The 26,266-nt window shown below is 63.3% G+C and carries 23 protein-coding genes and 1 other RNA gene; 15 read left to right on the top strand and 9 right to left on the bottom strand.

Annotated elements, in window-relative coordinates; translation table 11 throughout:
* Nucleotides 1–15: 15 nt before the first annotated feature.
* From LVS58_RS02375 to LVS58_RS02360, 4 genes are all read right to left on the bottom strand, one after another.
* Nucleotides 16–624: a 5-formyltetrahydrofolate cyclo-ligase gene (locus LVS58_RS02375; RefSeq protein WP_233689730.1), complete on the bottom strand. Its 609-nt coding sequence runs from the start codon at nt 622–624 to the stop codon at nt 16–18.
* Nucleotides 625–709: 85 nt separating this feature from the next.
* Nucleotides 710–889, bottom strand: a non-coding RNA gene (ssrS, locus tag LVS58_RS02370) — 6S RNA.
* Between the two features lie 17 nt (nt 890–906).
* On the bottom strand, nt 907–1,227 hold the full coding sequence (locus LVS58_RS02365) for a cell division protein ZapA (protein WP_003253687.1): 321 nt from the start codon (nt 1,225–1,227) through the stop codon (nt 907–909).
* Nucleotides 1,224–1,406: a TIGR02449 family protein gene (locus LVS58_RS02360; RefSeq protein ID WP_029886233.1), complete on the bottom strand. Its 183-nt coding sequence runs from the start codon at nt 1,404–1,406 to the stop codon at nt 1,224–1,226. The genes LVS58_RS02365 and LVS58_RS02360 overlap by 4 nt, the downstream gene beginning before the upstream one ends.
* A 181-nt stretch (nt 1,407–1,587) precedes the next feature.
* Here LVS58_RS02360 and LVS58_RS02355 point away from each other — a divergent pair, with 181 nt between their 5' ends.
* The 10 genes from LVS58_RS02355 to gcvP all read left to right on the top strand — a co-directional run bounded on the left by LVS58_RS02355 (nt 1,588) and on the right by gcvP (nt 14,049).
* The gene (locus LVS58_RS02355; RefSeq protein WP_014592797.1) at nt 1,588–2,142 is read left to right on the top strand and encodes a YecA/YgfB family protein; all 555 of its coding nucleotides are present in this window, start codon (nt 1,588–1,590) and stop codon (nt 2,140–2,142) included.
* Between the two features lie 21 nt (nt 2,143–2,163).
* On the top strand, nt 2,164–3,498 hold the full coding sequence (pepP, locus tag LVS58_RS02350; RefSeq protein WP_003253692.1) for a Xaa-Pro aminopeptidase: 1,335 nt from the start codon (nt 2,164–2,166) through the stop codon (nt 3,496–3,498).
* Nucleotides 3,495–4,694 (top strand): 2-octaprenyl-6-methoxyphenyl hydroxylase, encoded by a 1,200-nt coding sequence (gene ubiH / locus LVS58_RS02345; RefSeq protein ID WP_233689729.1) that lies wholly within the window; start codon nt 3,495–3,497, stop codon nt 4,692–4,694. Before pepP ends, ubiH begins: the two co-directional genes overlap by 4 nt.
* On the top strand, nt 4,691–5,173 hold the full coding sequence (locus tag LVS58_RS02340) for a DUF4442 domain-containing protein (RefSeq protein WP_233689728.1): 483 nt from the start codon (nt 4,691–4,693) through the stop codon (nt 5,171–5,173). Before ubiH ends, LVS58_RS02340 begins: the two co-directional genes overlap by 4 nt.
* Nucleotides 5,174–5,182: 9 nt before the next feature.
* Nucleotides 5,183–6,400 (top strand): 2-octaprenyl-3-methyl-6-methoxy-1,4-benzoquinol hydroxylase, encoded by a 1,218-nt coding sequence (locus tag LVS58_RS02335; RefSeq protein WP_162996151.1) that lies wholly within the window; start codon nt 5,183–5,185, stop codon nt 6,398–6,400.
* Nucleotides 6,401–6,555: 155 nt separating this feature from the next.
* Nucleotides 6,556–7,557, top strand: a complete 1,002-nt coding sequence (locus LVS58_RS02330; RefSeq protein ID WP_233689727.1) for an extracellular solute-binding protein — start codon at nt 6,556–6,558, stop codon at nt 7,555–7,557.
* A gap of 154 nt (nt 7,558–7,711) precedes the next feature.
* Nucleotides 7,712–9,334: an ABC transporter permease gene (locus LVS58_RS02325; protein WP_233689726.1), complete on the top strand. Its 1,623-nt coding sequence runs from the start codon at nt 7,712–7,714 to the stop codon at nt 9,332–9,334.
* 127 nt (nt 9,335–9,461) lie between these two features.
* Nucleotides 9,462–10,544, top strand: a complete 1,083-nt coding sequence (gene gcvT / locus LVS58_RS02320; RefSeq protein WP_233689725.1) for a glycine cleavage system aminomethyltransferase GcvT — start codon at nt 9,462–9,464, stop codon at nt 10,542–10,544.
* 51 nt (nt 10,545–10,595) lie between these two features.
* A complete protein-coding gene (gene gcvH, locus LVS58_RS02315; RefSeq protein WP_233689724.1) occupies nt 10,596–10,979 on the top strand; it encodes a glycine cleavage system protein GcvH in 384 nt (127 codons plus the stop codon).
* A gap of 196 nt (nt 10,980–11,175) precedes the next feature.
* Complete coding sequence (gene gcvP, locus LVS58_RS02310) at nt 11,176–14,049, top strand: aminomethyl-transferring glycine dehydrogenase (RefSeq protein WP_233689723.1); 2,874 nt, start codon at nt 11,176–11,178, stop codon at nt 14,047–14,049.
* Nucleotides 14,050–14,114: 65 nt separating this feature from the next.
* Here the strand turns inward: gcvP and LVS58_RS02305 are convergent, their stop codons facing one another.
* From LVS58_RS02305 to LVS58_RS02295, 3 genes are all read right to left on the bottom strand, one after another.
* The gene (locus tag LVS58_RS02305; protein ID WP_233689722.1) at nt 14,115–14,429 is read right to left on the bottom strand and encodes a DUF2388 domain-containing protein; all 315 of its coding nucleotides are present in this window, start codon (nt 14,427–14,429) and stop codon (nt 14,115–14,117) included.
* Between the two features lie 88 nt (nt 14,430–14,517).
* Complete coding sequence (locus LVS58_RS02300) at nt 14,518–16,191, bottom strand: GspE/PulE family protein (protein WP_233689721.1); 1,674 nt, start codon at nt 16,189–16,191, stop codon at nt 14,518–14,520.
* A 107-nt stretch (nt 16,192–16,298) separates the two neighbouring features.
* On the bottom strand, nt 16,299–16,604 hold the full coding sequence (locus LVS58_RS02295) for a hypothetical protein (RefSeq protein ID WP_233689720.1): 306 nt from the start codon (nt 16,602–16,604) through the stop codon (nt 16,299–16,301).
* A 126-nt stretch (nt 16,605–16,730) separates the two neighbouring features.
* Here LVS58_RS02295 and LVS58_RS02290 point away from each other — a divergent pair, with 126 nt between their 5' ends.
* On the top strand, nt 16,731–17,201 hold the full coding sequence (locus LVS58_RS02290) for an Lrp/AsnC family transcriptional regulator (RefSeq protein WP_233689719.1): 471 nt from the start codon (nt 16,731–16,733) through the stop codon (nt 17,199–17,201).
* Nucleotides 17,202–17,295: 94 nt separating this feature from the next.
* Here LVS58_RS02290 and LVS58_RS02285 read toward each other — a convergent pair whose 3' ends face one another.
* The gene (locus LVS58_RS02285) at nt 17,296–18,663 is read right to left on the bottom strand and encodes a CYTH domain-containing protein (RefSeq protein WP_233689718.1); all 1,368 of its coding nucleotides are present in this window, start codon (nt 18,661–18,663) and stop codon (nt 17,296–17,298) included.
* 144 nt (nt 18,664–18,807) lie between these two features.
* On the opposite strand from LVS58_RS02285, the gene argE reads away from it, so the two are divergent.
* Entirely contained in the window at nt 18,808–19,950 is a 1,143-nt protein-coding gene (argE, locus tag LVS58_RS02280; protein WP_233689717.1) for an acetylornithine deacetylase, read from the top strand.
* Nucleotides 19,951–20,074: 124 nt separating this feature from the next.
* The gene (argA, locus tag LVS58_RS02275; protein WP_003253723.1) at nt 20,075–21,373 is read left to right on the top strand and encodes an amino-acid N-acetyltransferase; all 1,299 of its coding nucleotides are present in this window, start codon (nt 20,075–20,077) and stop codon (nt 21,371–21,373) included.
* A gap of 152 nt (nt 21,374–21,525) precedes the next feature.
* Here argA and LVS58_RS02270 read toward each other — a convergent pair whose 3' ends face one another.
* Nucleotides 21,526–22,902, bottom strand: coding sequence for a glutamine synthetase family protein (locus LVS58_RS02270; RefSeq protein WP_233689716.1), 1,377 nt, complete (start codon nt 22,900–22,902; stop codon nt 21,526–21,528).
* A 574-nt stretch (nt 22,903–23,476) separates the two neighbouring features.
* On the opposite strand from LVS58_RS02270, the gene LVS58_RS02265 reads away from it, so the two are divergent.
* Nucleotides 23,477–24,835, top strand: coding sequence for a glutamine synthetase family protein (locus LVS58_RS02265; RefSeq protein ID WP_003253727.1), 1,359 nt, complete (start codon nt 23,477–23,479; stop codon nt 24,833–24,835).
* 48 nt (nt 24,836–24,883) lie between these two features.
* Complete coding sequence (locus tag LVS58_RS02260) at nt 24,884–26,245, top strand: aspartate aminotransferase family protein (protein ID WP_233689715.1); 1,362 nt, start codon at nt 24,884–24,886, stop codon at nt 26,243–26,245.
* Nucleotides 26,246–26,266: the final 21 nt, after the last annotated feature.

Below are 26,266 nucleotides of genomic sequence, written 5' to 3'. Positions count from 1 at the left end.
CCCCGCTGGCGCCGCTCAACGTGGCGCCAGGTACCAGCCACGGTCCGATACCGTACCCTGCAGCGGTACATCCCAACTGGCCTGCGCCAGCCGCTCGACCTTCTGGCATTCATGCGCCAGCCCCAGCAGCAACGGTTTTTTCCAGGTTTGCCGACGCGCCTGGTAGGCCAGGCTGCGATCATAGAAGCCACCGCCCATACCCAAACGGCCGCCCACTTCGTCAAAACCGACCAGCGGTAGCAGAATCAGATCCAGCGCCCAGATCGGCCGCTGGCGTTTGCGATCGATTATCGGCTCTGGAATACGGAAGCGGTTGGGCTTGAGCTTCTCACCCTGCTCAAAACGCTGGAACACCATGCGCGTGCGCGGCCAGGCGTGCAGCACCGGCAGGTAGGTGCACTTGCCGCGACGCTGGGCTTCGCGCATCAGCAGGCGAGGGTCGATTTCACCGTCGTTGGGCAGGTAAAGGGCAATGTGGCGGGCGCGGCGGAACAAGGGGTGTTGCGCCAGCTGGCGGTACAGGCCGAGGGTGGCCTGGCGTTGCTGGGCAGGGGTAAGTGCGCGGCGAGCGTTGCGGAGCAGGCGGCGAAGCTGGGGGCGGGTGAGCGGCGCGGTGTCGGTCATGGCACGAGCGATCCCAGATGTGCTGGCCTGCACCCGGAAGGTCTGGCCAAAACGAATTGCCCGCCGGGGGCGGGCAAGAAAATTCAGGCTCCCCGATAAGACCGCTATCGGTGTAGCCCTTGAACCCGAAAGTTCAAGGTGGAGATTGCAGGGGGCGTTAAGGCTTTCCGTCGGGCGGACATGCACACCGGCCCCAGCGTGCAACCCCCGTGGTTGTGCGTATCGGCTCAGGGACATAACCGACTGGCGCATCCCCCAGGGAGTGGCGCCAGTATACCAATCTCAGCCGATTTTGGTATCCGTGTCGTCGGACAAAGCCTTATCTACCCGATCCAGCAGGTCGCGCACCTGTTCGCGGTTTGTGCCGCTGACCGGCGCATCGTTGCGGTCTTCCTGGCGGTGCAGCATTTCGTGGGTAATGTTCAACGCCGCCATGACCGCGATGCGGTCGGCACCGATCACCTTGCCGCTGCTGCGGATCTCGCGCATCTTGCCGTCCAGGTAGCGCGCAGCGCTGACCAGGTTGTTGCGCTCTTCCGGCGGGCAGATGATCGAGTATTCCTTGTCGAGGATCTGCACGGTGACGCTATTGCTTGAACTCATGAGTCTTGCTCCAGAGCCTTGAGGCGTAAAATCATCGACTCGACTTTGCGCTTGGCGATCTCGTTCTTTTCGATGAGGTGGGCGCGCTCTTCGCGCCAGGATTTTTCCTGAGCTACTAGGAGTGCATTTTGCCGTTTTAGTTGCTCGACGCGTTCGATCAGCAACTCGAATCGGCTCATCAGTGCCTGCAGGTCGTTCTCTTGCGTGGGTTGCACTCGATTCGCTCCGTCGTTGAGTCACCTGGCGATGATGCCTCTCGCTGGGCGGCAACGGCCAGTGCCGATGGTCTTGGCGCGCCTGCCGGTGCTAGGATACAAGGTCTTCATTCTAGACATTGCGCCGTCTGGCGCCTAGCTGCCCATGCCCAATACTCAATCGCCCTACAACGCTTTCGCCATGCTGCTCTCGAGCAATGGCCATCCTGTCACCCCGGCCGAACTGCACGGCCTGCTGATTGGCCGCAGCTGCGCCGGTGCCGGCTTCGATGCCGATGCCTGGTTGGCCGATGCCGCCCAACTGCTGGAAATCGAGCCTGGTGACAGTGTCCGCAACGCCTTGGTCGGCTTGCAGGAAATGGTCAAGGGCGAGCTGACCAGCGACGACATGGCGATCGTCCTGCTGCTGCCGTCCGACGATGCTGCGCTGAGCGACCGCGCCACGGCGCTGGGCCAGTGGTGCCAAGGCTTCGTGACCGGTTTCGGCCTGAACGCTGGCGGTAAGGACTTGTCCGACGAGGCCAAGGAAGTGCTGCAGGACCTGGTGGCCATTTCGCAGGTCCAGGAAGCGCTCGAAGAGTCCGAGGACGGCGAGAGCGACTACATGGAAGTCATGGAATACCTGCGCGTGGCGCCCCTGCTGCTGTTCTCCGAACTGGCCAAGCCGGCCGCACCCGCGCCCAAGCCCTCGCTGCACTGATCAACCAGGGGTAGTCTGCCCATGAGCCACATTCCCAAGGCCGAGTATGCCCGTCGGCGCAAGGCGCTGATGGCGCAGATGGTCCCCAACAGCATCGCCATTCTGCCCGCCGCCGCGGTTGCCATCCGCAACCGCGACGTCGAGCACGTGTACCGCCAGGACAGCGACTTCCAGTACCTCAGCGGCTTCCCGGAGCCCGAGGCGGTGATTGCTTTGATTCCAGGGCGCGAGCATGGCGAGTACGTGCTGTTCTGCCGTGAACGCAACCCCGAGCGCGAGCTGTGGGACGGCCTGCGGGCCGGCCAGGAAGGGGCGGTGCGCGATTTCGGCGCTGACGATGCGTTCCCCATCACCGATATCGACGAGATCCTGCCCGGCCTTATCGAAGGCCGCGAGCGGGTCTACAGCGCCATGGGCAGCAACCCGGAGTTCGACCGTCGGCTGATGGACTGGATCAACGTGATCCGTTCCAAGGCACGCCTGGGCGCCCAGCCACCGAACGAGTTCGTTGCGCTGGATCATCTGCTGCACGATATGCGCCTGTATAAATCGGCGGCGGAAGTGAAGGTGATGCGTGCTGCCGCAGACATTTCTGCGCGGGCCCATGTGCGGGCCATGCAGGCCTGCCGCGCCGGGCTGCACGAGTACAGCCTGGAAGCCGAGCTGGACTACGAGTTCCGCAAGGGCGGGGCGAAGATGCCGGCCTATGGCTCGATCGTTGCGGCCGGGCGCAATGGCTGCATCCTGCACTATCAACAGAACGATGCGCCGCTCAAGGATGGCGACCTGGTGCTGATCGACGCCGGCTGCGAAATCGACTGCTATGCCAGCGACATCACCCGCACCTTCCCGGTCAGTGGGCGGTTTTCGCCTGAGCAGAAGGCCATCTACGAGCTGGTGCTCAAGGCACAGGCGGCGGCGTTTGCCGAAATAGCCCCCGGCAAGCACTGGAACCACGCTCATGAGGCGACCGTGCGGGTCATCACCGCGGGCCTGGTGGAGCTGGGTTTGCTCGAAGGTGATGTGCAGGCGCTGATCGACAGCGAAGCGTATCGCGCTTTCTACATGCACCGCGCCGGGCACTGGCTGGGCATGGATGTGCACGACGTGGGCGAGTACAAGGTGGGCGGCGAGTGGCGGGTACTGGAACCCGGCATGGCGCTGACCGTGGAGCCGGGTATCTACATTGGCGCCGACAATCAGGCCGTGGCCAAAAAGTGGCGCGGCATTGGGGTAAGGATCGAGGATGACGTGGTAGTGACCAGGCAAGGTTGTGAAATCCTGACGTCGGGCGTGCCGCGTACGGTCGCCGAGATCGAGGCGCTGATGCAGGCTGCCCGCAAGGCCGTGGCATGAGTCGGGTAAACCTGGCGATCATCGGCGGTGGCCTGGTTGGCGCAAGCCTGGCGTTGGCCCTGCAGGCCGGTGCCAAGGCGCGCGGCTGGAAGATCCTGCTGATCGAGCCGTTCGCCCCCGGCGACAGCTACCAGCCCAGCTACGATGCGCGCTCGTCGGCATTGTCATTCGGCACCCAGCAGATTTATCAGCAACTGGGCCTGTGGCAGGCCATCGGCCGCCGCGCCGAGCCTATTCGCCAGATTCACGTGTCCGACCGTGGTCGCTTTGGCGCCACGCGCCTGGATGCCCTGGAAGAAGGCGTACCGGCGCTGGGTTACGTGGTGGAAAACGCCTGGCTCGGCCAGTGCCTGTGGCAAGGGCTGGACAGCGAGGTGGTGAGCTGGCGCTGCCCGGCCGAAGTGACCTCGATGCAGGCCATCGAGCGCGGTTACCGCCTGCGGCTGAACGATGACACCCAGCTGGAGTGCGACCTGGCGGTACTGGCCGATGGTGGTCGCTCTGGCCTGCGCGAGCAGCTGGGTATCCATGTGCGCCACACGCCTTACCAGCAGAGCGCGTTGATCGCCAACATTACTCCGGGTGAGGCCCATGGCGGCCAGGCTTTCGAGCGCTTCACCGAAGAAGGCCCGATGGCCTTGCTGCCGTTGCCGGAAAACCGCTGCGCACTGGTGTGGACCCGCCAGGGCATGGATGCGCGGCGCCTGGCCGACATCGACGAGCGCAGCTTCCTGCGCGAACTGCAGGGTGTGTTCGGCTACCGCCTGGGCGCGCTGCGCCAGGTGGGCGCACGGCACCTCTACCCGCTGTCCTTGATCGAGGCCCAGGAGCAGGTGCGACCGCACCTGGTGGTGCTGGGCAACGCAGCACACAGCCTGCACCCCATTGCGGGCCAGGGTTTCAATCTGTCGTTGCGTGACGTGCAGTCCCTGGCCCAAGCGCTGTTGGCGGGGCCACAGCAGCCTGGCGACCTGACCACGCTGCAGGCCTATCACCAGCGCCAGCGCCTGGACCAGGCGATGACCATCGGCTTCTCTGACCAGGTCACCCGCCTGTTCGGCAGCAATCAGCCGTTGCTGACCGCCGGGCGCAACCTTGGCCTGCTCGGGCTCGACCTGTTACCACCGGCAAAAAGCTGGTTCGCCCGCCAGGCCATGGGCCTGGGCACCCGCCCTGATCCGCGGGGCCAGGCATGAGCAACCCGCGTAAACTGGCACGTCGGGCGCGCATGTTGCGCTGGCTGCTGAACCTCTACCCACCGTACCTGGGGGCCGGTATCCGTGTGCAGCACATCAGCCCGGACCTGCGTAGCGTCAAGGTGGCGATGAAACTGACTCGTTGGAACCGCAATTACGTCGGTACCCAGTTTGGTGGCAGCCTGTATGCCATGGTCGATCCGTTCTACATGCTGCTGTTGATCGAGCAGTTGGGGCGCGACTACATCGTCTGGGACAAGGCCGCCAGCATCGATTTCATCTCGCCGGGCAAAGGCCCGGTTTATGCCGAATTCCACGTCGATGATGCGCTGCTGGAGGAAATCCGCCAGCAGGCCGCCACCGGCAAGAAATGCCTGCCGCGTTTGCAGGTCGATATCCGCGATGGCGCCGGCGAGTTGGTGGCGCGGGTCGATAAAACCCTATACGTGCGGCTCAAGCCGCAAGCGAGGCTGGCGTAAGGCATGAAAATGCGCGCAGATCTGTTGATTGTGGGGGCCGGTATGGTTGGCAGCGCCCTGGCTTTGGCGCTGCGCCACAGTGGCCTGCAAATACTGTTGCTCGATGGTGGCCCGCTGACGGTCGTCCCCTTCGATGCCCAGGCCCCGTTCGAGCCGCGTGTCAGCGCGTTATCGGCGGCCAGCCAGCGCATCCTCGAGCGCCTTGGCGCCTGGGACGGCATTGCCCAGCGACGCGCCACGCCGTATTCCGACATGCATGTGTGGGATGGCAGCGGTACCGGTCAGATTCACTTCTCGGCGGCCAGTGTGCATGCCCAGGTGCTCGGCCATATCGTCGAGAACCGGGTGGTGCAGGACGGCCTGCTGGAGCGCCTGCACGACAGCGACATCGGCCTGCTGGCCAATGCGCGGCTGGAGCAATTACGCCGCTCTGGCGATGAGTGGCTGCTGACCCTGGCGGATGGCCGGCAATTGCGTGCACCGTTGGTGATCGCCGCCGACGGTGCCAATTCGGCGGTGCGGCGTCTGGCCGGCTGCGAAACCCGCGAATGGGACTACCTGCACCATGCCATTGTCACCAGCGTGCGTTGCAGCGCCGGGCACCAGGCCACGGCCTGGCAGCGCTTCACCGATGAAGGACCATTGGCCTTTTTGCCGTTGAGCCGCGATGGCCAGCAAGACTGGTGCTCAATCGTATGGTCGACTACTCCGGAGCATGCCGAGCAGTTGATGGCGATGGATGAAGCGGCCTTCCTGCAGGCCCTCGGGCGTGCCTTCGAGGGCCGCCTGGGTGACGTTTTGCAGGCCGACCCAAGGGTATGCGTGCCGCTGCGCCAGCGCCACGCCAAGCGCTATGTGGGTGAAGGCCTGGCATTGATTGGCGATGCCGCGCACACCATCCACCCGTTGGCCGGGCAGGGTGTGAACCTCGGTTTCCTCGATGCGGCGGTGCTGGCCGAGGTGCTGGTCAACGCTTGCGAGCGCGGCGAGAGACTGGCCGATGTGAAGGTGCTGAGCCGTTACGAGCGCCGGCGCATGCCTCACAACCTGGCGTTGATGGCGGCGATGGAGGGCTTCGAGCGGTTGTTCCAGGCCGATCCGCTGCCGTTGCGCTGGTTGCGCAACAGCGGGTTGAAGCTGGTGGAGCAGATGCCGGAGGCCAAGGCGCTGTTTGTGCGCCAGGCGTTGGGTTTGAGTGGTGACTTGCCGGATCTGGCCAAGGCTTGAGAGGGGCGGGGCCGCTTTGCGGCCCTTTTGCGACAAGGCCGCCCCCACAGAGGGACACAATCTCCTCTGCAACATCCGGTAACGCCTAGGTAGGTGAGCCAGAAAATGGGATTCACTACCATTCGCACCTCTCATACGATCGAGGAGTGCTTAAAATGTTGCCACGCAAGCCCCTACTGGCCGCCTTGGCCCTGACCCTGTTCGGCGGCACTGCCCAGGCAGCGGACGAAGTGGTGGTGTACTCCTCGCGTATCGACGAGCTGATCAAGCCAGTGTTCGATGCCTATACCGCCAAGACCGGGGTCAAGATCAAGTTCATCACCGACAAGGAAGCCCCGCTGATGCAGCGCATCAAGGCCGAGGGCAACAACGGCGTGGCCGACCTGTTGCTGACCGTCGATGCAGGCAACCTGTGGCAGGCCGAGCAGATGGGCATCCTGCAGCCGATCAAGTCCGACGTCATCGATCGGAACATCCCGTCGCAGTACCGCGCCTCGTCCCATGACTGGACCGGCCTGAGCCTGCGCGCACGCACCATCATCTACTCCACCGAGCGGGTCAAGCCCGAGGAGTTGAGCACCTACGAAGCCCTGGCCGACAAACAGTGGGAAGGCCGGCTGTGCCTGCGCACGGCCAAGAAGGTGTACAACCAGTCGCTGACCGCCACCCTGATCGAAACCCACGGTGAGGCCAAGACCGAGCAAATCGTCAAAGGTTGGGTCAACAACCTGTCCACCGATGTGTTCTCCGACGACAACGCGGTGATCCAGGCCATCGAGGCCGGGCAGTGTGATGTGGGCGTGGTCAACACCTACTACTACGGCCGTCTGCACAAGCAGAACCCGAACCTGCCGGTGAAGATCTTCTGGCCCAACCAGGGGGACCGGGGCGTGCACGTGAACCTGTCCGGCATCGGCCTGACCAAGCATGCGCCACACCCGGAAGCCGCGAAGAAACTGGTGGAATGGATGACCGGCGAAGAAGCGCAGAAGCTGTTCGCTGACATCAACCAGGAATTCCCGGCCAACCCGAAGGTGAAGCCGTCGGAGGAAGTGGCGGCGTGGGGCAGCTTCAAGGCCGACAGTATCCCGGTGGAGATTGCCGGCAAGCGCCAGGCTGAAGCCATTCGCTTGATGGATCGGGCTGGCTACAACTAAGCGCCAGGCCTTATCCTCTTTAGGCCCGTCAGGGCCCTTTCGCGGGTAAACCCGCTCCTACAGGATCTGCACTGCCTTGCGCGGTCCCCGTAGGAGCGGGTCTACCCGCGAACGACCGCAAAGCGGTCGCAAATCAGCCACAGAGACATTCAATTTGCCCCACACCTCTCAACGCCGCTGGTACCTCCCGGTCTCCCTGATCGCCGCCTTGGTGCTGCTGCCCCTGAGCGTGCTGCTGTTGTCCTGGCAATCCATCGACCTGCAGATCTGGTCCCACCTGCTCGACACCCAGATGGCTCGCCTGCTCGGCAACACCCTGACCCTTGTGGTGGGGGTGGGCATTGGTGTCACCGTGCTGGGCGTCAGCCTGGCCTGGCTCACCAGCCTCTGCGACTTCCCCGGCCGACGCTGGCTGGACTGGGCGCTGATGTTACCGTTCGCCATCCCGGCTTACGTGCTGGCGTTCGTCTTCGTCGGCCTGCTGGACTTTGCCGGCCCGGTGCAAAGCGCCCTGCGCGAGGTGTTGGGGCCAATGCGCCTGCCTCGGGTGCGCTCCACCGGCGGGGTAATTACCGTCCTGGTGCTGGTCTTCTATCCCTATGTCTACTTGTTGGCGCGCACGGCTTTCCTGGCTCAGGGCAAGGGCCTGATGGAGGCGGCGCGGGTACTTGGGTTATCGCCCCTGCAGGCGTTCTGGCGGGTGGCCCTGCCTATGGCTCGGCCGGCGATCGGTGCCGGTATCGCCTTGGCGCTGATGGAAACCCTGGCAGACTTCGGTGCAGTGGCCGTCTTCAACTTCGACACGTTCACTACGGCCATCTACAAGACCTGGTACGGCTTCTTCAGTTTGTCCAGTGCGGCCCAGCTGGCCAGCCTGTTGCTGCTGGCGGTGATGCTGGTGCTGTACGGCGAGCGCCGCGCCCGCGGTGCCAGCCGCAGCGGCAACGAACGGCCGCGCGTGCAGGCGCTGTATCACCTGCGTGGTCTCAAGGCGTTGTTGGCCAGTGGCTGGTGCCTGCTGGTGTTTGCCTGCGCTTTCGTCATCCCGCTGCTGCAGTTGCTGGTGTGGTTCTGGCAACGCGGTCGGCATGACCTGGATGAGCGTTATGTCGGCCTTGTGCTGCACACCCTGTACCTGGGCAGCATGGCGGCGCTGGTCACGGTGTGCGTGGCGCTGCTGCTGGCCTTCGCCCGGCGCCAGGCACCGACGGGCGGTATCCGCGCCGGGGTCGGCCTGGCCAACCTGGGGTATGCCCTGCCCGGTTCGGTGTTGGCGGTATCGATCATGCTGGCCTTCAGTTACCTCGACAACCATCTGGTCATCCCGCTGTCCAGCTGGCTGGGCGGCGCCGGCAAGCCGCTGCTGCTGGGCAGCCTCTCGGCGTTGCTGCTGGCCTACCTGGTGCGCTTCATCGCGGTGGCCTACGGGCCGCTGGAGAGCAGCCTGGAGCGCATCCGCCCGTCACTCCCTGAAGCCTCGCGCAGCCTGGGTGTTGGTGGCGCAAGATTGTTTTTCAAGGTGTATCTGCCGCTGCTGGTGCCGGGGGCACTTAGCGCCGCGCTGCTGGTGTTCGTCGATGTGCTCAAGGAAATGCCCGCCACCTTGCTGATGCGGCCGTTCGGCTGGGACACCCTCGCCGTGCGGGTGTTCGAGATGACCAGCGAGGGCGAGTGGGCGCGCGCCTCGCTGCCGGCACTGACCTTGGTATTGGTGGGACTGCTGCCGGTCATCGGTCTGATTCGCCGTTCGGCCCGTCGACCCGGTCACAGTCTCTGAGGATGTCAGCTTGCGACCTTGCGGCTACAATGCGCGGCATTCGCGCGGCGGGTGTGAGTAACAAGAAAAGCTGACGACCCAACGTCATCGACCGCCGCCGCTTCGCCACGCCCGGAAGGAGAAACCCATGGGACAGCGCACGCTTTTGTATGACCTGCACCTGGCGCTAGGCGCCAAGACGGTCGATTTTGGTGGCTGGGACATGCCCCTGCACTATGGCTCGCAGGTCGAGGAGCATCACCAGGTGCGCCGCGACTGCGGCGTCTTCGATGTTTCCCATATGACCGTAATCGATGTCGACGGCGCTGATGCCACCGTTTGGCTGCAGCGCTTGCTGGCCAACGATGTGGCCCGCCTCGACGACACCGGCAAGGCGCTGTATAGCCCACTGCTCAACGAAGAGGGCGGTGTAATCGATGATCTGATCGTCTACCGCACGGAAATCGGCTATCGCCTGGTCAACAACGCTGCCACCCGTACCAAAGTGCTCGATTGGCTGCAATCGCAGCGTGCCGGTTTTTCCGTTGATTTCCAGGTCCGCCCAGATTTGGCCATCCTTGCCATTCAGGGGCCGCATGCCCGCGAAAAGGTCGCGGCCCTGGTCAGCCCGGCGCGCGCTGCACTGATCCGCGAACTGCGCCCGTTTGAAGGCAATGCCGACGGCGACTGGTTCATTGCCCGCACCGGTTATACCGGTGAAGATGGCCTGGAAATCATCTTCCCCGGCGCGCAGGCGGTGGCCTTCTTCAACGACCTGGTCGGCGCCGGTATCGCCCCAAGCGGCCTGGGCGCCCGCGATACCCTGCGCCTGGAAGCCGGCATGAACCTGTACGGGCAGGACATCGACGAAACCTACACCCCGCTCACCTCCAACCTGGGCTGGAGCATCGCCTGGGAACCGGCCGACCGCAACTTCATCGGCCGGGCCGGCCTGCTTGCGGAACTCAAGCGCGGCGTGCAGGAAAAACTGGTGGGTCTGGTGCTGGAAGAGCGTGGTGTACTGCGCGCCCATCAGGTAGTGCGTGTAGCCGGCATTGGCGAAGGGGAGATCACCAGTGGTAGTTTCTCACCTACGCTGAGCAAGTCCATTGCGTTGGCGCGCGTGCCTATGGCTACCGGTGATCGGGCCGAGGTGGAAATTCGCGGCAAGTGGTACCCGGTGCGGGTGGTCAAACCGACCTTCGTGCGCCACGGAAAGATCCTGATCTGAACAATTTATAACCGGCGGGCGTACCGCTGAGCCAATCGAGGAATTCAAGACATGAGCAATATCCCCGCCGACCTGCGTTTTGCCGAAAGCCATGAGTGGGCTCGCCTGGAAGCCGACGGCAGCGTGACCGTGGGTATCAGCGATCACGCCCAGGAAGCTCTGGGTGATGTGGTATTCGTCGAGCTGGCTGAAGTCGGCAAAGTTTTTGGCGCTGGCGACGCTGCGGGTGTGGTGGAGTCGGTCAAGGCCGCTTCGGACATCTATGCCCCGGTCGGTGGCGAAGTGATTGCGGTCAACGAAGCGCTGGCTGACAGCCCGGAACTGCTCAACGGAGAGCCTTACGATTCCTGGATCTTCAAATTGAAGCCAAGCAACCCGGCCGAGCTGGACAAGCTGCTGGATGCGGCTGGCTACCAGGCGCTGATTGGCGAGTAAGAGCGCGTCGCCTGTTTCGCGGCTGAAGCCGCTCCTACACAAGTACAGCGCTGCGTTCGAGACGGGTGCAGCGCCTGTAGGAGCGGCTTTAGCCGCGAAGAGGCCGGGCCTGCAAACAAGTTTCCCCGCACAATCGGCAATCCCTTCCTAGACTTGTAAGTCTCCATGAGGCCTGGTCTAGGAAGAGAGCGTCGCCATGTCCCAGTCGCCATCCCTGCATCAACTGCAAGAGCTCAACCCATTTCTGCGCCGCCACCTGGGCCCCGATGCCACAGAGCAACAGGCCATGCTCAACGCGCTGGGTTTCGCCAGCCGCAACGAGCTGATCGAGCAGACAGTTCCCCCCGACATCCGCCTCAATCGCCCCCTCGACCTCCCCGCGGCACTGGACGAGCAAGCCGCCCTGGCCAAGCTTGCCGGTTATGCCGAACAGAACCAGGTCTGGACCAGCCTCATCGGCATGGGCTACCACGGCACGATCACCCCCACGGTCATCCTGCGCAACGTGCTGGAAAACCCCGGTTGGTACACCGCCTACACGCCCTACCAACCCGAAATTGCCCAAGGCCGGCTGGAGGCGCTGCTGAACTTCCAGCAAATGGTCATCGACCTCACCGGCCTGGCTCTGGCCAATGCCTCGCTGCTTGATGAAGCCACCGCTGCCGCCGAGGCCATGGCCTTGGCCAAGCGGGTGGCGCGCAACAAGAGCAACGCCTTCTTTGCCGACGAGCACTGCCATCCGCAGACCCTATCGGTACTCAAGACCCGCGCCGAGGGCTTCGGCTTCGAGCTGATCGTCGATTCTGTGGATAACATTGCCAAGCACTCGGTGTTCGGCGCTTTGCTGCAGTACCCCGACACCCACGGCGAGGTGCGCGATTTGCGCCCGCTGATCGACCAGTTGCACAACCAGCAGGCCTTGGCCTGTGTAGCCGCTGACCTGCTGAGCCTGGTGGTGCTGACGCCGCCCGGAGAGCTGGGCGCCGATGTGGTGCTGGGTTCGACCCAGCGCTTTGGTGTGCCCATGGGCTACGGCGGACCTCACGCGGCCTATTTCGCCTGTCGCGAGGACTACAAGCGGGCCATGCCGGGGCGCATCATCGGCGTGTCGCGCGATGCCCGTGGCAACACCGCATTACGCATGGCCCTGCAGACCCGCGAACAGCATATTCGCCGCGAGAAGGCCAACTCCAACATCTGCACCGCCCAGGTGCTGCTGGCCAACATGGCCGGCTTCTACGCGGTGTACCACGGCCCGGAAGGCCTGCAACGCATCGCTCAGCGTGTGCACCGGCTGACCTTCATCCTGGCTGCCGGCCTTGAGGCCAAAGGCATCAAACGCCTCAATCAGCACTTCTTCGACACCCTTACCCTGTATGTTGGCGGTGCCCAGGCGGCCATCATTGAAAGCGCCGAGGCCGCGCACATCAATTTGCGCATTCTCGGTCGCGGGCACCTGGGTGTGAGCCTGGACGAAACCTGCAACGAACAGACGGTGCTGCGCCTGCTCGACATCTTCCTGGGGGTGGATCATGGCCTGGATATCACTGCCCTCGACCAGCTTGCCCTGCCTGAAGGCATCCCCGCCAGCCTGGTGCGACGCACGCCATTTCTCGCCCACCCCGTGTTCAACCTGCATCACAGCGAAACAGAGATGCTGCGCTACCTCAAGCAGCTAGAGAACAAGGACCTGGCGCTGAACCAGTCGATGATCCCGCTGGGCTCGTGCACCATGAAGCTCAACGCCACCAGTGAGATGATCCCCATCACCTGGCCCGGCTTTGCCCAGCTGCACCCCTTCGCCCCGGCGGCCCAGGCGGCAGGCTACAAAGCAATGATCGACGAACTGGAAAGCTGGCTGTGCGCGATCACCGGCTTCGATGCGATCTGCATGCAACCCAACTCCGGTGCTCAGGGGGAATACGCCGGCCTGATGGCCATTACGCGCTATCACCGCAGCCGCCATCAGCCGATGCGCACGTTGTGCCTAATCCCGTCGTCGGCCCACGGCACCAACCCGGCGTCGGCACAAATGGCCGGCATGGAAGTGGTGATCGTCGATTGCGACAACGATGGCAACGTCGACCTAGCCGACCTCAAAGCCAAGGCACACGCGGCCGGGGAGCGCCTGTCGTGCCTGATGATCACCTATCCCTCGACCCACGGTGTGTACGAAGAGGGGATACGCGAAATCTGCGATGTGGTGCACCAGCACGGCGGCCAGGTTTACATGGACGGTGCCAACCTCAATGCCCAGGTGGGCCTGGCGCGCCCGGCAGACATTGGGGCCGATGTTTCACACATGAACCTGCACAAGACGTTCTGCATTCCCCACGGCGGTGGCGGCCCGGGTATGGGGCCGATCGGTATCCGGGCGCACCTCAAGCCGTTCGTCGCCAGCCACCCGGTGGTGCCGGTGCCTGGGCTGGACCCGAACAACAGCGCGGTCAGCGCCGCGCCCTGGGGCAGCGCAAGCATCTTGCCGATCAGTTGGATGTACATCGCCATGATGGGGCCGCAGCTGGCCGACGCCAGCGAGGTGGCTATTCTTTCGGCCAACTACCTGGCCAGCCAGTTGGGCGCGGCGTTCCCGGTGCTCTACCGCGGGCGCAACAAACGCGTGGCGCATGAATGCATCCTTGACCTGCGGCCGTTGAAGGCACTGACTGGCATCAGCGAAGAGGACGTGGCCAAGCGCCTGATGGACTATGGCTTCCACGCACCGACCATGTCGTTCCCGGTGCCGGGCACGTTGATGGTGGAGCCGACCGAAAGTGAATCGAAGGCCGAGCTGGACCGGTTCGTCGAGGCGATGCTGGCGATTCGGGCGGAAATTGACGAAGTACAGCAGGGCAACTGGCCAGCGGAGAACAACCCGCTGAAGCATGCACCGCATACCTTGGCTGATGTGCTGGGAGGGTGGGACAGGCCGTATAGCCTGGAGCAGGCGGTGGCCCCCAGCGCTCACGTGCGCCAGCACAAATACTGGCCGGCGGTGAACCGGGTAGACAACGTGTATGGGGACAGGAACCTGTTCTGTGCGTGTGTGCCGGTGGAGGCTTATCGCTGAGGTTGGTGTTGGATGCTTCGCGGGTGCCTGTAGGAACGGGTTTACCCGCGAAGCAGGCGACGCGGTTACTCGGCTACTGCATTCCTGGCCAGGATGGCATTGGCCAATTCCATGTCGGAAGCCTGCATCCCAGGGTTCTCTGCCCGTGCCTCGCGCATGGCCGCTTCCAGGAACGGCCCGCGGATAGCGCCTTCGCTGGCGACGAAGCTGCTGGCGTCATCCTGCGCGGCCACTACCAGCTTGTGATCCCGCGAGGTGAGGTAGCTCGACGCCGTGGTAGCACCGGAAGTCATCACGTTACGCCAGAAGGTATCGGCCATGGCCGAGCCAAGCGGCAGCGAAAGCAAGGTAGCGGCGGCAATCGCGGTTTTGAGACGCATGTTGAAACACCTCGAAGGGTGATGGTTGAAGGTGCGCGCTTGGATCTTTTCGGGCAAGGCAAGTTCCTTGAATACAAAGGACTTTTCGTCAGTTGCAGACACGCAGCACTTCCTCGGCACGGGTCTGCCCAGCGGCCACTTTGGCCTCGCCGCAACGGCGCAGGTCAACCAGGCCATCGGCCAGCGCCTGGCGCCGCAAACGGGTCAGGTCGGCATGAGGGCCGATCAACGCGCGCAAGGTGTCGCTGGGCTCGAGCAGTTCGAATAATCCCGTGCGCCCCTGATAACCGGTGCCGCGGCAAGCTCGGCAGGTGGCTGATGAACCTGCCTGGCAGTCCGTGCAGACGGTTCGCACCAGGCGCTGGGCCATCACCCCGATAAGTGTCGCCTTGATCAGGTAGTCGGCCACGCCCAGCTCTTGCAAGCGGGTAATTGCTGCACAGGCGTCGTTGGTATGCAGGGTCGACAGCACCAGGTGCCCGGTCAGCGCTGCCTGCACCGCGACCAGGGCAGTTTCGCGGTCGCGAATTTCGCCGATCATGATGATGTCGGGGTCTTGGCGCAGCATGGCCCTGACCGCATTGGCAAACCCCAGGTCCAGCGCGGGCTGCACCTGCAGCTGGTTGAAGGCTGGCTCCAGGCGCTCAATCGGGTCTTCGATGGTGCACAGGTTGACCTGGGGTGTGGCCAGCAGCTTGAGGCTGGTGTACAGCGTGCTGGTTTTGCCGGAGCCGGTGGGGCCGGTGACCAGGATGATGCCTTGGCGCTGACGTAGCAGGCTCTGCCATTGGGTCAGTTGCTGGCCTTGCAGGCCAAGGCGTACGAAGCCCTCTTGCAACTGTTGCGGGTCGAACAGGCGCAGCACCAGTTTCTCGCCAAACGGGGTGGGCAGGGTCGAAAGCCGCAGCTCCACTTCGCCACCGCCGGGCAGGCGGCTTTGCAGCCGGCCGTCCTGCGGCCGGCGCTTCTCAGCCACGTCCATGCGGCCCAGGTGTTTCAAGCGGCTGACCAGAGCCAGGGTGACCCCGGCGGGGAAGGCATAGACGGTGTGCAGCAGGCCATCGATGCGGTAGCGCAATTGGCCCTGTTCGCGGCGCGGTTCCAGGTGGATATCGCTGGCGCGTTGCTCAATGGCGTACTGCAACAGCCAATCGACGATATGCACGATATGCGCGTCGTCTGCACTGGCCTCGGCCTGACGTTTGCCCAGCTCCAGCCATTGCTCAAGTTCCCCCAGGCTGGCCGACTGCTGGTATTGCGCGCCTTTTACCGACTGGGCCAGACGGTGGAACGACTGCGCTGACTGACGGATCTGCTGCGGGCTGGCCAGTACGCGACGGATCGAGCGGCCGAGGCTACGGACCAGATCGGCCTGCCAGTCATCCTGGAAAGGCTGGGCGCTGGCGACAGTGACGCTGGAGGCGTCGGCCGCGACGATGAGGATGCCGTGGCGCTGGGCGAAGGCAGGGGAGATCAGACCGGTGACCTGGGGCAGGTCGAGTTGCATTGGGTCGATGCGCAGGTAGGGTTGCCCGACCTTGTCGGCCAGCCATTGGCAAAGGTGCTCCAGGTCCAGGGGCCGGCCGGGGTGCTGGCGGTTTTCCAGGCTGCAGGCGGCGATTTGCTCCAGCGGGTGACCAGCGGGGTGGGCGGCGGCGTGTTCGAGTACGTGCAGGGTATCGCTGGCGTGCAGGTGCTGGTCAGCGAGCAGGGCCTGGAGCACGCGCTTGAGGTCGAGTGCCGGATTGTCGGGGGTATGCATGGTTGGCGTCCGTGCCTGATCGGGTAGTGCTGATCAAGGCTAGCCGGGCGGCGAAAAGCGATCGGAGGTGAAGGGTTTCGGGATTTTGCTGCGCCTGTGCCGGACGCTCAGACCACTGCCAATGCCACCCGCTGTACGTTGGTCAGGCTCACCTCACCCACACACACCAGGTTACGCAGCTTCTGTGCAATCACCTCGGCCCGGTGCCAGCTCAACCCGCCGATACCGACTTCGATATCCAGCCAGTCATCCTGCTGGCTGACTTGCACGCTATGCGGGGTCAGGAACTGCAAGGCGAACAGGTTGAGCACCCGGCACAGGCTATCGGGCTCGGCCTCGGCCTGCAGGCGATAGTGCACGTTGCTGTGGGCGTTGGTGGCGGCCCAGGCGTCGGTACGGGGCTGTGCGTTCATGCTGGTCTCCGCAAAATGAGAGAGAAATTCTTGCACGTTGCGGGCGGTATTTTTTCGCTATGATGGGGCGATTTCGCCTTATGGTGAATTATTCCATTCAAAAAAAACGTGTCTGGAGAATGAATAATGCACAGCGAGCTGGACGCCTACGACCGTCGCATCCTCGAACTGCTGCAGCAGGACGCTTCGCTGTCCAGTGCACAGATCGCCGAGCGCGTCGGGCTGTCGCAATCGCCGTGCTGGCGGCGTATTCAGCGCTTGAAGGAAGAAGGGGTGATCCGTGGGCAGGTGACCTTGCTGGACCGCAAGAAGGTCGGCCTGAACACGCAGATTTTTGCGGAAGTGAAACTGAACGCCCATGGGCGCTCCAACTTCACCGAGTTCACCGAGGCGATCCGTGGGTTCCCTGAGGTGCTGGAGTGTTATGTGCTAATGGGGGCTGTGGACTTTCTGCTGCGTATCGTCACGTCGGACATCGAGGCCTACGAGCGGTTCTTCTTTGAAAAACTGTCGAACGTGCCGGGAATTCAGGAGGTGAATTCGATTGTGGCGCTTTCTGAGATCAAGTCCACCACTAGCCTGCCGCTGTCGCGGTGAAGCCATTCGCGGGTAAACCGGTCCTACACTTGCTCCACGCTTGGCGCGGATCCTGTGCAGGGGCGGGTTTACCCGCGAAGCAGACGACGCGGTATCACGCCTTGAGCAGGTGCTTCCAGCCGCGGCTCTGGTCCACCGTCCGAGCCTGGTCGATACGCGCTTCCAGCACTTCATCGCTGATGGGCTGCTCGGCCAGCTCGTGCAGCTTTTTCAGGTCGCCGTACAAGCGGTCCATCTGCGGCGCTTCCAGCACCTGGCGGGCGTGGTGCAGCCAGGCCAGAAGTTGCTCGATACGTGGCAGCTGCTCGGCCAGGTCTTCCGGGCGCTGGGTGTACAGCGGCAGCTTCAGCGCGCGGCCTTCCTCGCCCAGCAGGTGTGCCAGCCAGCTGGCCAGCTGTGCCTTGCCCTGGCGTTCGCCGCGGCCCTTGCGCTCTGTGGTCCAGGCCCGGGCCATCAGCCAGCGTGAGGTCTCCAGCGAGAACTGGCCCCAGCGTACGTCTTCCAGTTCTTCGGCGAACTGCTCGGGCGCGGCGCGACGGATGTCTTCGTCATCGTTGCCGGCCTGAACCAGCGGGCGCCAGTCCTCAAGCAAGGCATCAAGGCTGGCGCGCAGGTCGCGGGTGGTGGCCCGCGGTGCTGCCTGGCCCAGGCTGGCGGTGAGTGCGCGCAGTTCGCTCAGGCACTCGACCCAGTCCTGAAGCAGGCGCCAGTGGCCGTTGTGGCGGTACTGCTCGGCCAGGCGCTGGCTGCTGCCCAGCAGTTGCCAGGCCAGGGCGGCATAGGCGTCGTCCAAGGCCATTTCGGCTTCCAGCGCGGTATGCGGCAGGTCCAGCTCGTAGCTGTCCGGTTCCAGCAGGCGGTAACCGCGCTCAGCCTTGCTGATGTCGCACGGCATCAGTGGCAGGCTGGCGGCCAGTTCTGCAGCCAGTTCCAGCAGTGCTTGCGGTTCACCTTCACGCAGCTCCAGCTCCAGCTCGCAGATCTCTTCCTTGCGCTTGCCGGCGATCACGAAGCCTTGGTCAAGCGCGGCCTCGATCACCACCTTGCTCTTGCCACGGCCCCAGGCGATTTCAGCGTATTCACGGCTGAAGTCGGTGGTGAACAGCGGCTTGATGGTTTTCTTGTCCAGGTTGGCCAGTTGCTCGGGCCAGCAGGTGGCGTCCAGCTTCTTCAGGTCGAGCTTGACCTTGTCCAGGTTCCATTCGTACTCGTTGCGCTCGGACAGGCCGGCCACGCTCTGGCCGCGGCACTTGAGGGTTTGGATGACAGCGTCGCCATCGCGGCGCAGGCGCAGCGCGACACGAGCGGCGGACAGCTCACGCTCGGGGGTGTCGAAGTACTGGTTGAGCAGTTCACGGGTCTGCCAGCCGGACTTGTTGCGCTTTTTCAGCAGAGGGTGCTCGCGCAGTGCGGCAAGGGTCTCGCGGCTGGCGCGGAGCTTCAGTTCGGTTTCTTTGTGCATCACAGACTCGAAAGAGGGGGCGTGGTCGGCAAGGAGTTTACAGCAGTCGGCTGTCGACTGTTGGATCGTGGTGGCTTCTTCGCGGGCTTGCCCTGCGAACGATAGGCATTGTTATGATGGGCAACGTTTCCAAGGAGTACGCGCATGCCGTTGCCGACGCTGAAAGACCAGTTTGCCGCCTTGATCGCCGCGCCTTCGGTCAGCTGTACCCAACCTGCGCTGGACCAGTCCAATCGCCAGGTTATCGACCTGCTGGCGGGGTGGCTGGGCGACCTGGGTTTCAAGTGCGACATCCAGCAGGTCAGCCCCGGCAAGTTCAACCTGCTGGCCAGCCGTGGTACCGGCCCCGGAGGGCTGGTGCTGGCCGGGCACAGCGATACCGTGCCCTGTGACGAACAGCTGTGGGCCAGCGACCCGCTTAAGCTGACCGAGACCGATGGCCGTTGGGTCGGCCTGGGCAGCTGCGACATGAAGGGCTTCTTCGCCCTGGTCATCGAAGCGGTCATCCCGCTGCTGGAGCACGACTTCAAGGAGCCGCTGCTGATCCTTGCCACCTGCGACGAAGAAAGCTCCATGTCCGGCGCCCGTGCCCTGGCCGAGGCCGGCCAGCCACTGGGGCGTGCAGCGGTCATCGGTGAGCCTACCGGGCTGCGGCCGATCCGCATGCACAAGGGCATCCTCATGGACCGCATCGACATCCTCGGCCGCAGCGGCCATTCGTCGGATCCAAGCCTGGGCCGCAGTGCCATGGAGGCCATGCACGCTGTCATGGGCGAGTTGATGGGCCTGCGCCAGCAATGGCAACGCACCTATAGCAACCCCCAATTCACCGTGCCGACCCCGACCATGAACTTCGGCTGCATCCACGGCGGTGACAACCCCAACCGCATCTGCGGCCAGTGTGCCCTGGAATTCGACCTGCGGCCGCTGCCGGGCATGGATGTGGAGCAACTGCGCGCGGCCATTCGCGAAAAGCTGGTACCCGTAGCCGAGCGCCATGATGTGCGCATCGACTACGCGCCGCTGTTCCCGGAGGTGCCGCCGTTCGAGCAGGCTGCCGATGTCGAACTGGTTCAGGTCGCGGAGCGCCTGACTGGCCATCGCGCTGAAGCGGTGGCGTTCGGCACCGAAGCACCTTATCTTCAGCAACTGGGGTGCCAGACCATCGTGCTGGGCCCTGGCGACATTGCCTGCGCCCACCAGCCTGGCGAATACCTTGAAATGTCACGAATCGAGCCTACCGTGCGTCTATTGCGTGATCTGATCCGGCACTATTGCCTGCACTAAACGTCAATCGAACTGATTCGTTCCTGCCTAGAGGAGACCGCGCGTGACCGCAAGCCTGTTCCGACGATGATCCTGAACGCCCCGTGAATCGCCGTTCTCCGTCCACTTATCCACAGGCCCTGTCATGCCCGACTACGTCAACTGGCTGCGTCATGCCTCCCCGTACATCAATGCCCATCGCGACTGCACCTTCGTGGTCATGCTCCCTGGCGATGGGGTGGAACACCCTAATTTCGGCAATATCGTCCACGACCTGGTACTGCTGCACAGCCTGGGCGTACGCCTGGTGCTGGTGCATGGCTCGCGCCCGCAGATCGAAAGCCGGCTGGCCGATCGCGGCCTGACGCCGCACTATCACCGGGGCATGCGTATTACTGATGCGGCCACCCTGGACTGCGTGATCGATGCCGTGGGCGCCCTGCGCCTGGCCATTGAAGCGCGGCTGTCGATGGACATCGCCGCTTCGCCGATGCAGGGCTCGCGCCTGCGCGTGGCCTCCGGCAACCTGGTCACCGCGCGGCCAATTGGCGTGCTGGAAGGCGTGGACTACCACCACACTGGCGAAGTGCGCCGGGTCGACCGCAAGGGCATCAGCCGTCTGCTGGACGAGCGCTCCATCGTGCTGTTGTCGCCCTTGGGCTATTCGCCTACCGGGGAGATCTTCAACCTGGCCTGCGAAGACGTGGCTACCCGCGCGGCCATCGAACTGGGCGCCGACAAGTTGCTGCTGTTCGGCGCCGAGCCGGGCCTGTTGGACGCTGACGGTAGACTGGTGCGCGAACTGCGCCCGCAGCAGGTTGCTCCGCATCTGCAGCGTCTAGGTAGCGATTACCAGGGCGAACTGCTGGATGCTGCGGCCGAAGCTTGCAAGGGCGGTGTGGCGCGCAGCCATATCGTCAGCTATGCCGAGGACGGCGCGCTGCTCACCGAGCTGTTCACCCGTGGCGGTGGCGGTACGCTGGTGTCGCAGGAACAATTCGAAGTGGTGCGCGAGGCGACTATCGAGGACGTGGGTGGCTTGCTGGAGTTGATCAGCCCGCTGGAAGAGCAGGGCATCCTGGTGCGCCGTTCGCGCGAAGTGCTGGAGCGAGAGATCGAGCAGTTCAGCGTGGTCGAGCGCGAGGGCATGATCATCGCCTGTGCGGCGCTGTACCCGATTGCCGATTCCGAGGCTGGGGAGCTGGCTTGCCTGGCGGTGAACCCGGAGTACCGCCATGGCGGGCGTGGCGATGAGCTGCTGGAGCGCATCGAGAGCCGGGCACGGCAGATGGGGTTGAGTACTTTGTTCGTGCTGACTACGCGCACTGCGCACTGGTTCCGCGAGCGCGGCTTTGCCCCGAGTGGCGTGGAGCGGCTGCCGGCGGCGCGGGCTTCGCTGTACAACTACCAGCGCAATTCGAAGATTTTCGAGAAGCCCCTGTAAGCCTGTACCGCAGCCCATGTTGGAGCGGCCTTGCGTCGCGAAAGGGCCGCAAAGCGGCCCGACAATATTGGCGTGATGCGCAAATCTTGGGGGGCGCTTCGCACCCCTATCGCGACGCGAGGCCGCTCCCACAATGGGGGCGGCGTTTTCGATTACACGGTATGCAGGTACCAGTTGTACTCGAGGTCGGAGATCGAGTGCTCGAACTCTTCCAGCTCGCTTTCCTTGCACGCGACAAAGATGTCGATGTACTTCGGATCGATGTACTTGTTCAGGATTTCGCTGTCGTCCAGCTCGCGTAGGGCATCGCGCAGGTTGTTCGGCAGGCTCTGCTCGTGCTGCTCGTACGAGTTGCCTTCGACCGGTGGGCCCGGCTCAACCTTGTTGGTCAGGCCGTGGTGCACGCCGGCCAGTACGGCCGCCATCATCAGGTATGGGTTGGCGTCGGCACCGGCCACGCGGTGCTCGATGCGCACGGCGTCCGGCGAGCCGGTCGGTACGCGCAGGGCCACAGTGCGGTTGTCCAGGCCCCAGCTTGGCGAGTTCGGTACATAGAATTGCGCGCCAAAACGGCGGTACGAGTTCACGTTCGGGCACAAAAACGCCATGGACGCAGGCAGGGTCTCGAGCACACCGCCGATCGCGTGACGTAGCGCGGCGTTCTGCTCGGGATCCTCGCTGGTGAAGATGTTGTTGCCATCTTTGTCCAGCACGGAAATGTGTACATGCAGGCCGTTTCCTGCCTGGCCCGGGTAGGGCTTGGCCATGAAGGTGGTGTCCATCTCATGGTCGTAGGCGATGTTCTTGATCAGCCGCTTCAGCAGTACCGCGTAGTCGCAGGCCTTGAGCGGGTCGGGCACGTGGTGCAGGTTGACTTCGAACTGCGCCGGGGCGCTTTCCTTGACGATGGCGTCGGCCGGGATGCCTTGCTCCTTCGCGCCTTCGAGGATGTCCTGCAGGCAGTCGGCATACTCGTCGAGGTCGTCGATCAGGTACACCTGGGTCGACTGCGGGCGCTTGCCCGAGATGGGGGAGCGTGGTGGCTGCGGGCGGCCATTCACGTTCTCCTGGTCGATCAGGTAGAACTCCAGCTCGAATGCGGCGCAGATGGTCAGGCCCATATCGGTGAACTTGCTCACCACTTGGCGCAGCACTTCACGTGGGTCGGCGAAGAACGGCTCGCCTTCCAGCTCGTGCATGGTCATCAGCAGCTGGGCGGTAGGGCGTTTTTGCCACGGCTCATTACAGAGCGTGTCGGGGATTGGATAGCAGATGCGGTCAGCATCGCCGATGTCCAGGCCCAGCCCGGTGCTTTCGACGGTGGAACCGTTGATGTCCAGGGCAAAGAGGGAGGCCGGCAGATTGATGCCTTTCTCGTAAACCTTGTGGAGGCTGGTGCGCTCTATGCGCTTGCCACGCACCACACCATTCATATCTGCAATCAGAAGGTCAACGTAGAGAACCTCAGGATGTTCCTTAAGGAACGCGTTCGCTTCGTTAAGCTGAACGGCACGCGGGGGTACCGACATGATGCAACACCTTTGTTGTTAAAAATATCAATCAAGGGGGGCTTGCAGGTCCAGTCAACCGAAAAGCCATACTGATGTCAAGCCAACCCCATGACGCCCTGAAATGGCACATCTACGGCAGATTTGCTGCAAATCGGGGCAGGCCATTATCCGCTATTTCCGCCTGAAAGGGTGATCTCAAACGTGCCGTGTTTTATTTTTTACGGAAGTGTTGTGTAAAAAAATGAACAAGGCTAAGCTCGGTCACAACCCAGAACACAATAATACGAGGGTCACATGGTCCGCTTGCCGCGACCTGAAAGTACTGCCTGCGCGGTGCAATCGGGTACTTCCGTCGTTTTTGCAAGCTTCGTCAATGGCGTGGTCGCCCTGGCCGCAATAATTGACGTTTGGCGTTTCCGGACCCGTCCTCGTAGCGGCTTGCCGCCCTTCGCTTCGTCTTTCTGCCTTTTGAACTCATTACGGACACAGCTGATTTCAGTGTATCCACTGTGGCTCTGCGCGTGGGTTTTTGCTTTAGCAATCGACTCCATCCAGAATCAAGTCGCGGACCACCTTACCTCCTGAGGTATTTATGAGTAACAACCTCGACCAGCTCACCGATTGGTTGAAAGAGCACAAGATCACCGAAGTCGAATGCATGATCAGCGACCTGACCGGCATCACGCGCGGCAAGATTTCGCCAACCAACAAGTTCATCGCTGAAAAAGGCATGCGGCTGCCCGAGAGCGTGCTGCTGCAGACCGTGACCGGCGACTACGTCGACGACGACATCTATTACGAACTGCTCGACCCTGCAGACATCGACATGATCTGCCGCCCTGACGAGAACGCCGTGTTCCTCGTGCCGTGGGCCATCGAGCCGACCGCACAGGTCATCCACGACACCTACGACAAGAAGGGCAACCCGGTCGAACTGTCGCCGCGCAACGTGCTGAAGAAAGTGCTCAAGCTATACGCTGACAAGGGCTGGCAGCCGATCGTCGCACCGGAGATGGAGTTCTACCTGACCAAGCGCAGCGAAGACCCGGACTTCCCGCTGCAGCCCCCGGTAGGCCGTTCCGGTCGCCCGGAAACCGGCCGTCAGTCGTTCTCGATCGAAGCTGCCAACGAATTCGACCCGCTGTTCGAAGACGTCTACGACTGGTGCGAGCTGCAGCAGCTGGACCTCGACACGCTGATCCACGAAGACGGCACGGCGCAGATGGAAATCAACTTCCGTCACGGCGACGCTCTGCACCTGGCCGACCAGATCCTGGTGTTCAAGCGCACCATGCGCGAGGCGGCGCTCAAGCACAACGTGGCTGCCACCTTCATGGCCAAGCCGATGACCGGCGAGCCGGGCAGTGCCATGCACCTGCACCAGAGTGTGGTCGACGTGGCCACCGGCAAGAACATCTTCAGCAATGAAGACGGCAGCATGAGCGAGCTGTTCCTCAACCACATTGGCGGCCTGCAGAAGTTCATCCCCGAGGCGCTGCCGCTGTTCGCGCCCAACGTCAACTCGTTCCGCCGCTTCCTGCCCGACACTTCGGCGCCGGTGAACGTGGAGTGGGGCGAAGAAAACCGCACCGTCGGCCTGCGTGTACCGGATGCCGGCCCGCAAAGCCGGCGCGTCGAAAACCGCCTGCCGGGCGCCGACGCCAACCCATACCTGGCCATCGCCGCCAGCCTGCTGTGTGGCTACATCGGCATGGTCGAAGGCATCGAGGCCAGCGCACCCGTGCAGGGCCGTGGCTATGAACGCCGCAACCTGCGCCTGCCCCTGACCATCGAAGACGCCTTGGAACGCATGGAAAACAGCCGTGCGCTGGTGCAGTACCTGGGCAAGAAATTCATTACCGGTTATGTCGCTACCAAGCGCGCCGAGCACGAAAACTTCAAGCGTGTCATCAGTTCGTGGGAGCGTGAGTTCCTGCTGTTCGCTGTCTGATCAACCCTGGTGCCGCAGGAGCGCGGCGGTCCAATAACGGAGAAGCACATGAGCGTCAACAACCCGCAAACCCGTGAATGGCAAGCCCTGAGCGGGGAGCATCACCTCGCACCTTTCAGTGACTACAAGCAACTGAAGGAGAAGGGGCCGCGCATCATCACCAAGGCCCAGGGTGTGCATTTGTGGGATAGCGAGGGGCACAAGATTCTCGACGGCATGGCCGGCCTATGGTGCGTGGCAGTCGGCTACGGCCGTGAGGAGCTGGTGCAGGCGGCAGAAAAACAGATGCGCGAGCTGCCGTACTACAACCTGTTCTTCCAGACCGCTCACCCGCCCGCGCTCGAGCTGGCCAAGGCGATCACCGATGTCGCACCGCAAGGCATGACCCATGTGTTCTTCACCGGCTCCGGCTCCGAAGGCAACGACACTGTGCTGCGCATGGTGCGTCACTACTGGGCGCTGAAGGGCAAACCGCGTAAGCAGACCATCATTGGTCGCATCAACGGTTACCACGGCTCCACCTTCGCCGGTGCTTGCCTGGGTGGCATGAGCGGCATGCACGAGCAGGGTGGCCTGCCGATCCCGGGCATCGTGCACATCCCTCAGCCGTACTGGTTCGGCGAGGGTGGCGACATGACCCCTGACGAATTCGGTGTCTGGGCCGCCGAGCAGTTGGAGAAGAAGATCCTCGAAGTCGGCGAAGACAATGTCGCAGCCTTCATCGCCGAGCCGATCCAGGGCGCCGGTGGCGTGATCATCCCGCCGGAAACCTACTGGCCGAAGGTGAAGGAGATCCTCGCCAGGTACGACATCCTGTTCGTCGCCGACGAGGTGATATGCGGCTTCGGCCGTACCGGCGAGTGGTTCGGCTCTGATTACTACGACCTCAAGCCCGACCTGATGACCATCGCAAAAGGCCTGACCTCCGGTTACATCCCCATGGGGGGTGTGATCGTGCGTGACACCGTGGCCAAGGTAATCAGCGAAGGCGGCGACTTCAACCACGGTTTCACCTACTCCGGCCACCCGGTGGCGGCTGCGGTGGGCCTGGAAAACCTGCGCATCCTGCGTGACGAGAAAATTGTCGAGAAGGCGCGCACGGAAGCGGCACCGTATTTGCAAAAGCGTTTGCGTGAGCTGCAGGACCATCCACTGGTGGGTGAGGTGCGCGGCCTGGGCATGCTGGGTGCGATCGAGCTGGTCAAGGACAAGGCCACCCGCAGCCGTTACGAGGGCAAGGGCGTGGGCATGATCTGTCGCACCTTCTGCTTTGAGAACGGCCTGATCATGCGTGCGGTGGGTGACACCATGATCATCGCGCCGCCGCTGGTAATCAGCCATGCGGAGATCGACGAACTGGTGGAAAAGGCGCGCAAGTGCCTGGACCTGACCCTTGAGGCGATTCGATAAGCGTTTGCTAGGCTAGCGTTG

This window comes from Pseudomonas sp. JR33AA (genome assembly GCF_021378985.1).
GTDB classification, from domain to species: Bacteria; Pseudomonadota; Gammaproteobacteria; order Pseudomonadales; family Pseudomonadaceae; genus Aquipseudomonas; species Aquipseudomonas alloputida.
Note: the sequence above shows the minus strand (reverse complement) of the source record. Positions and strands in the feature narration are given on the sequence as shown.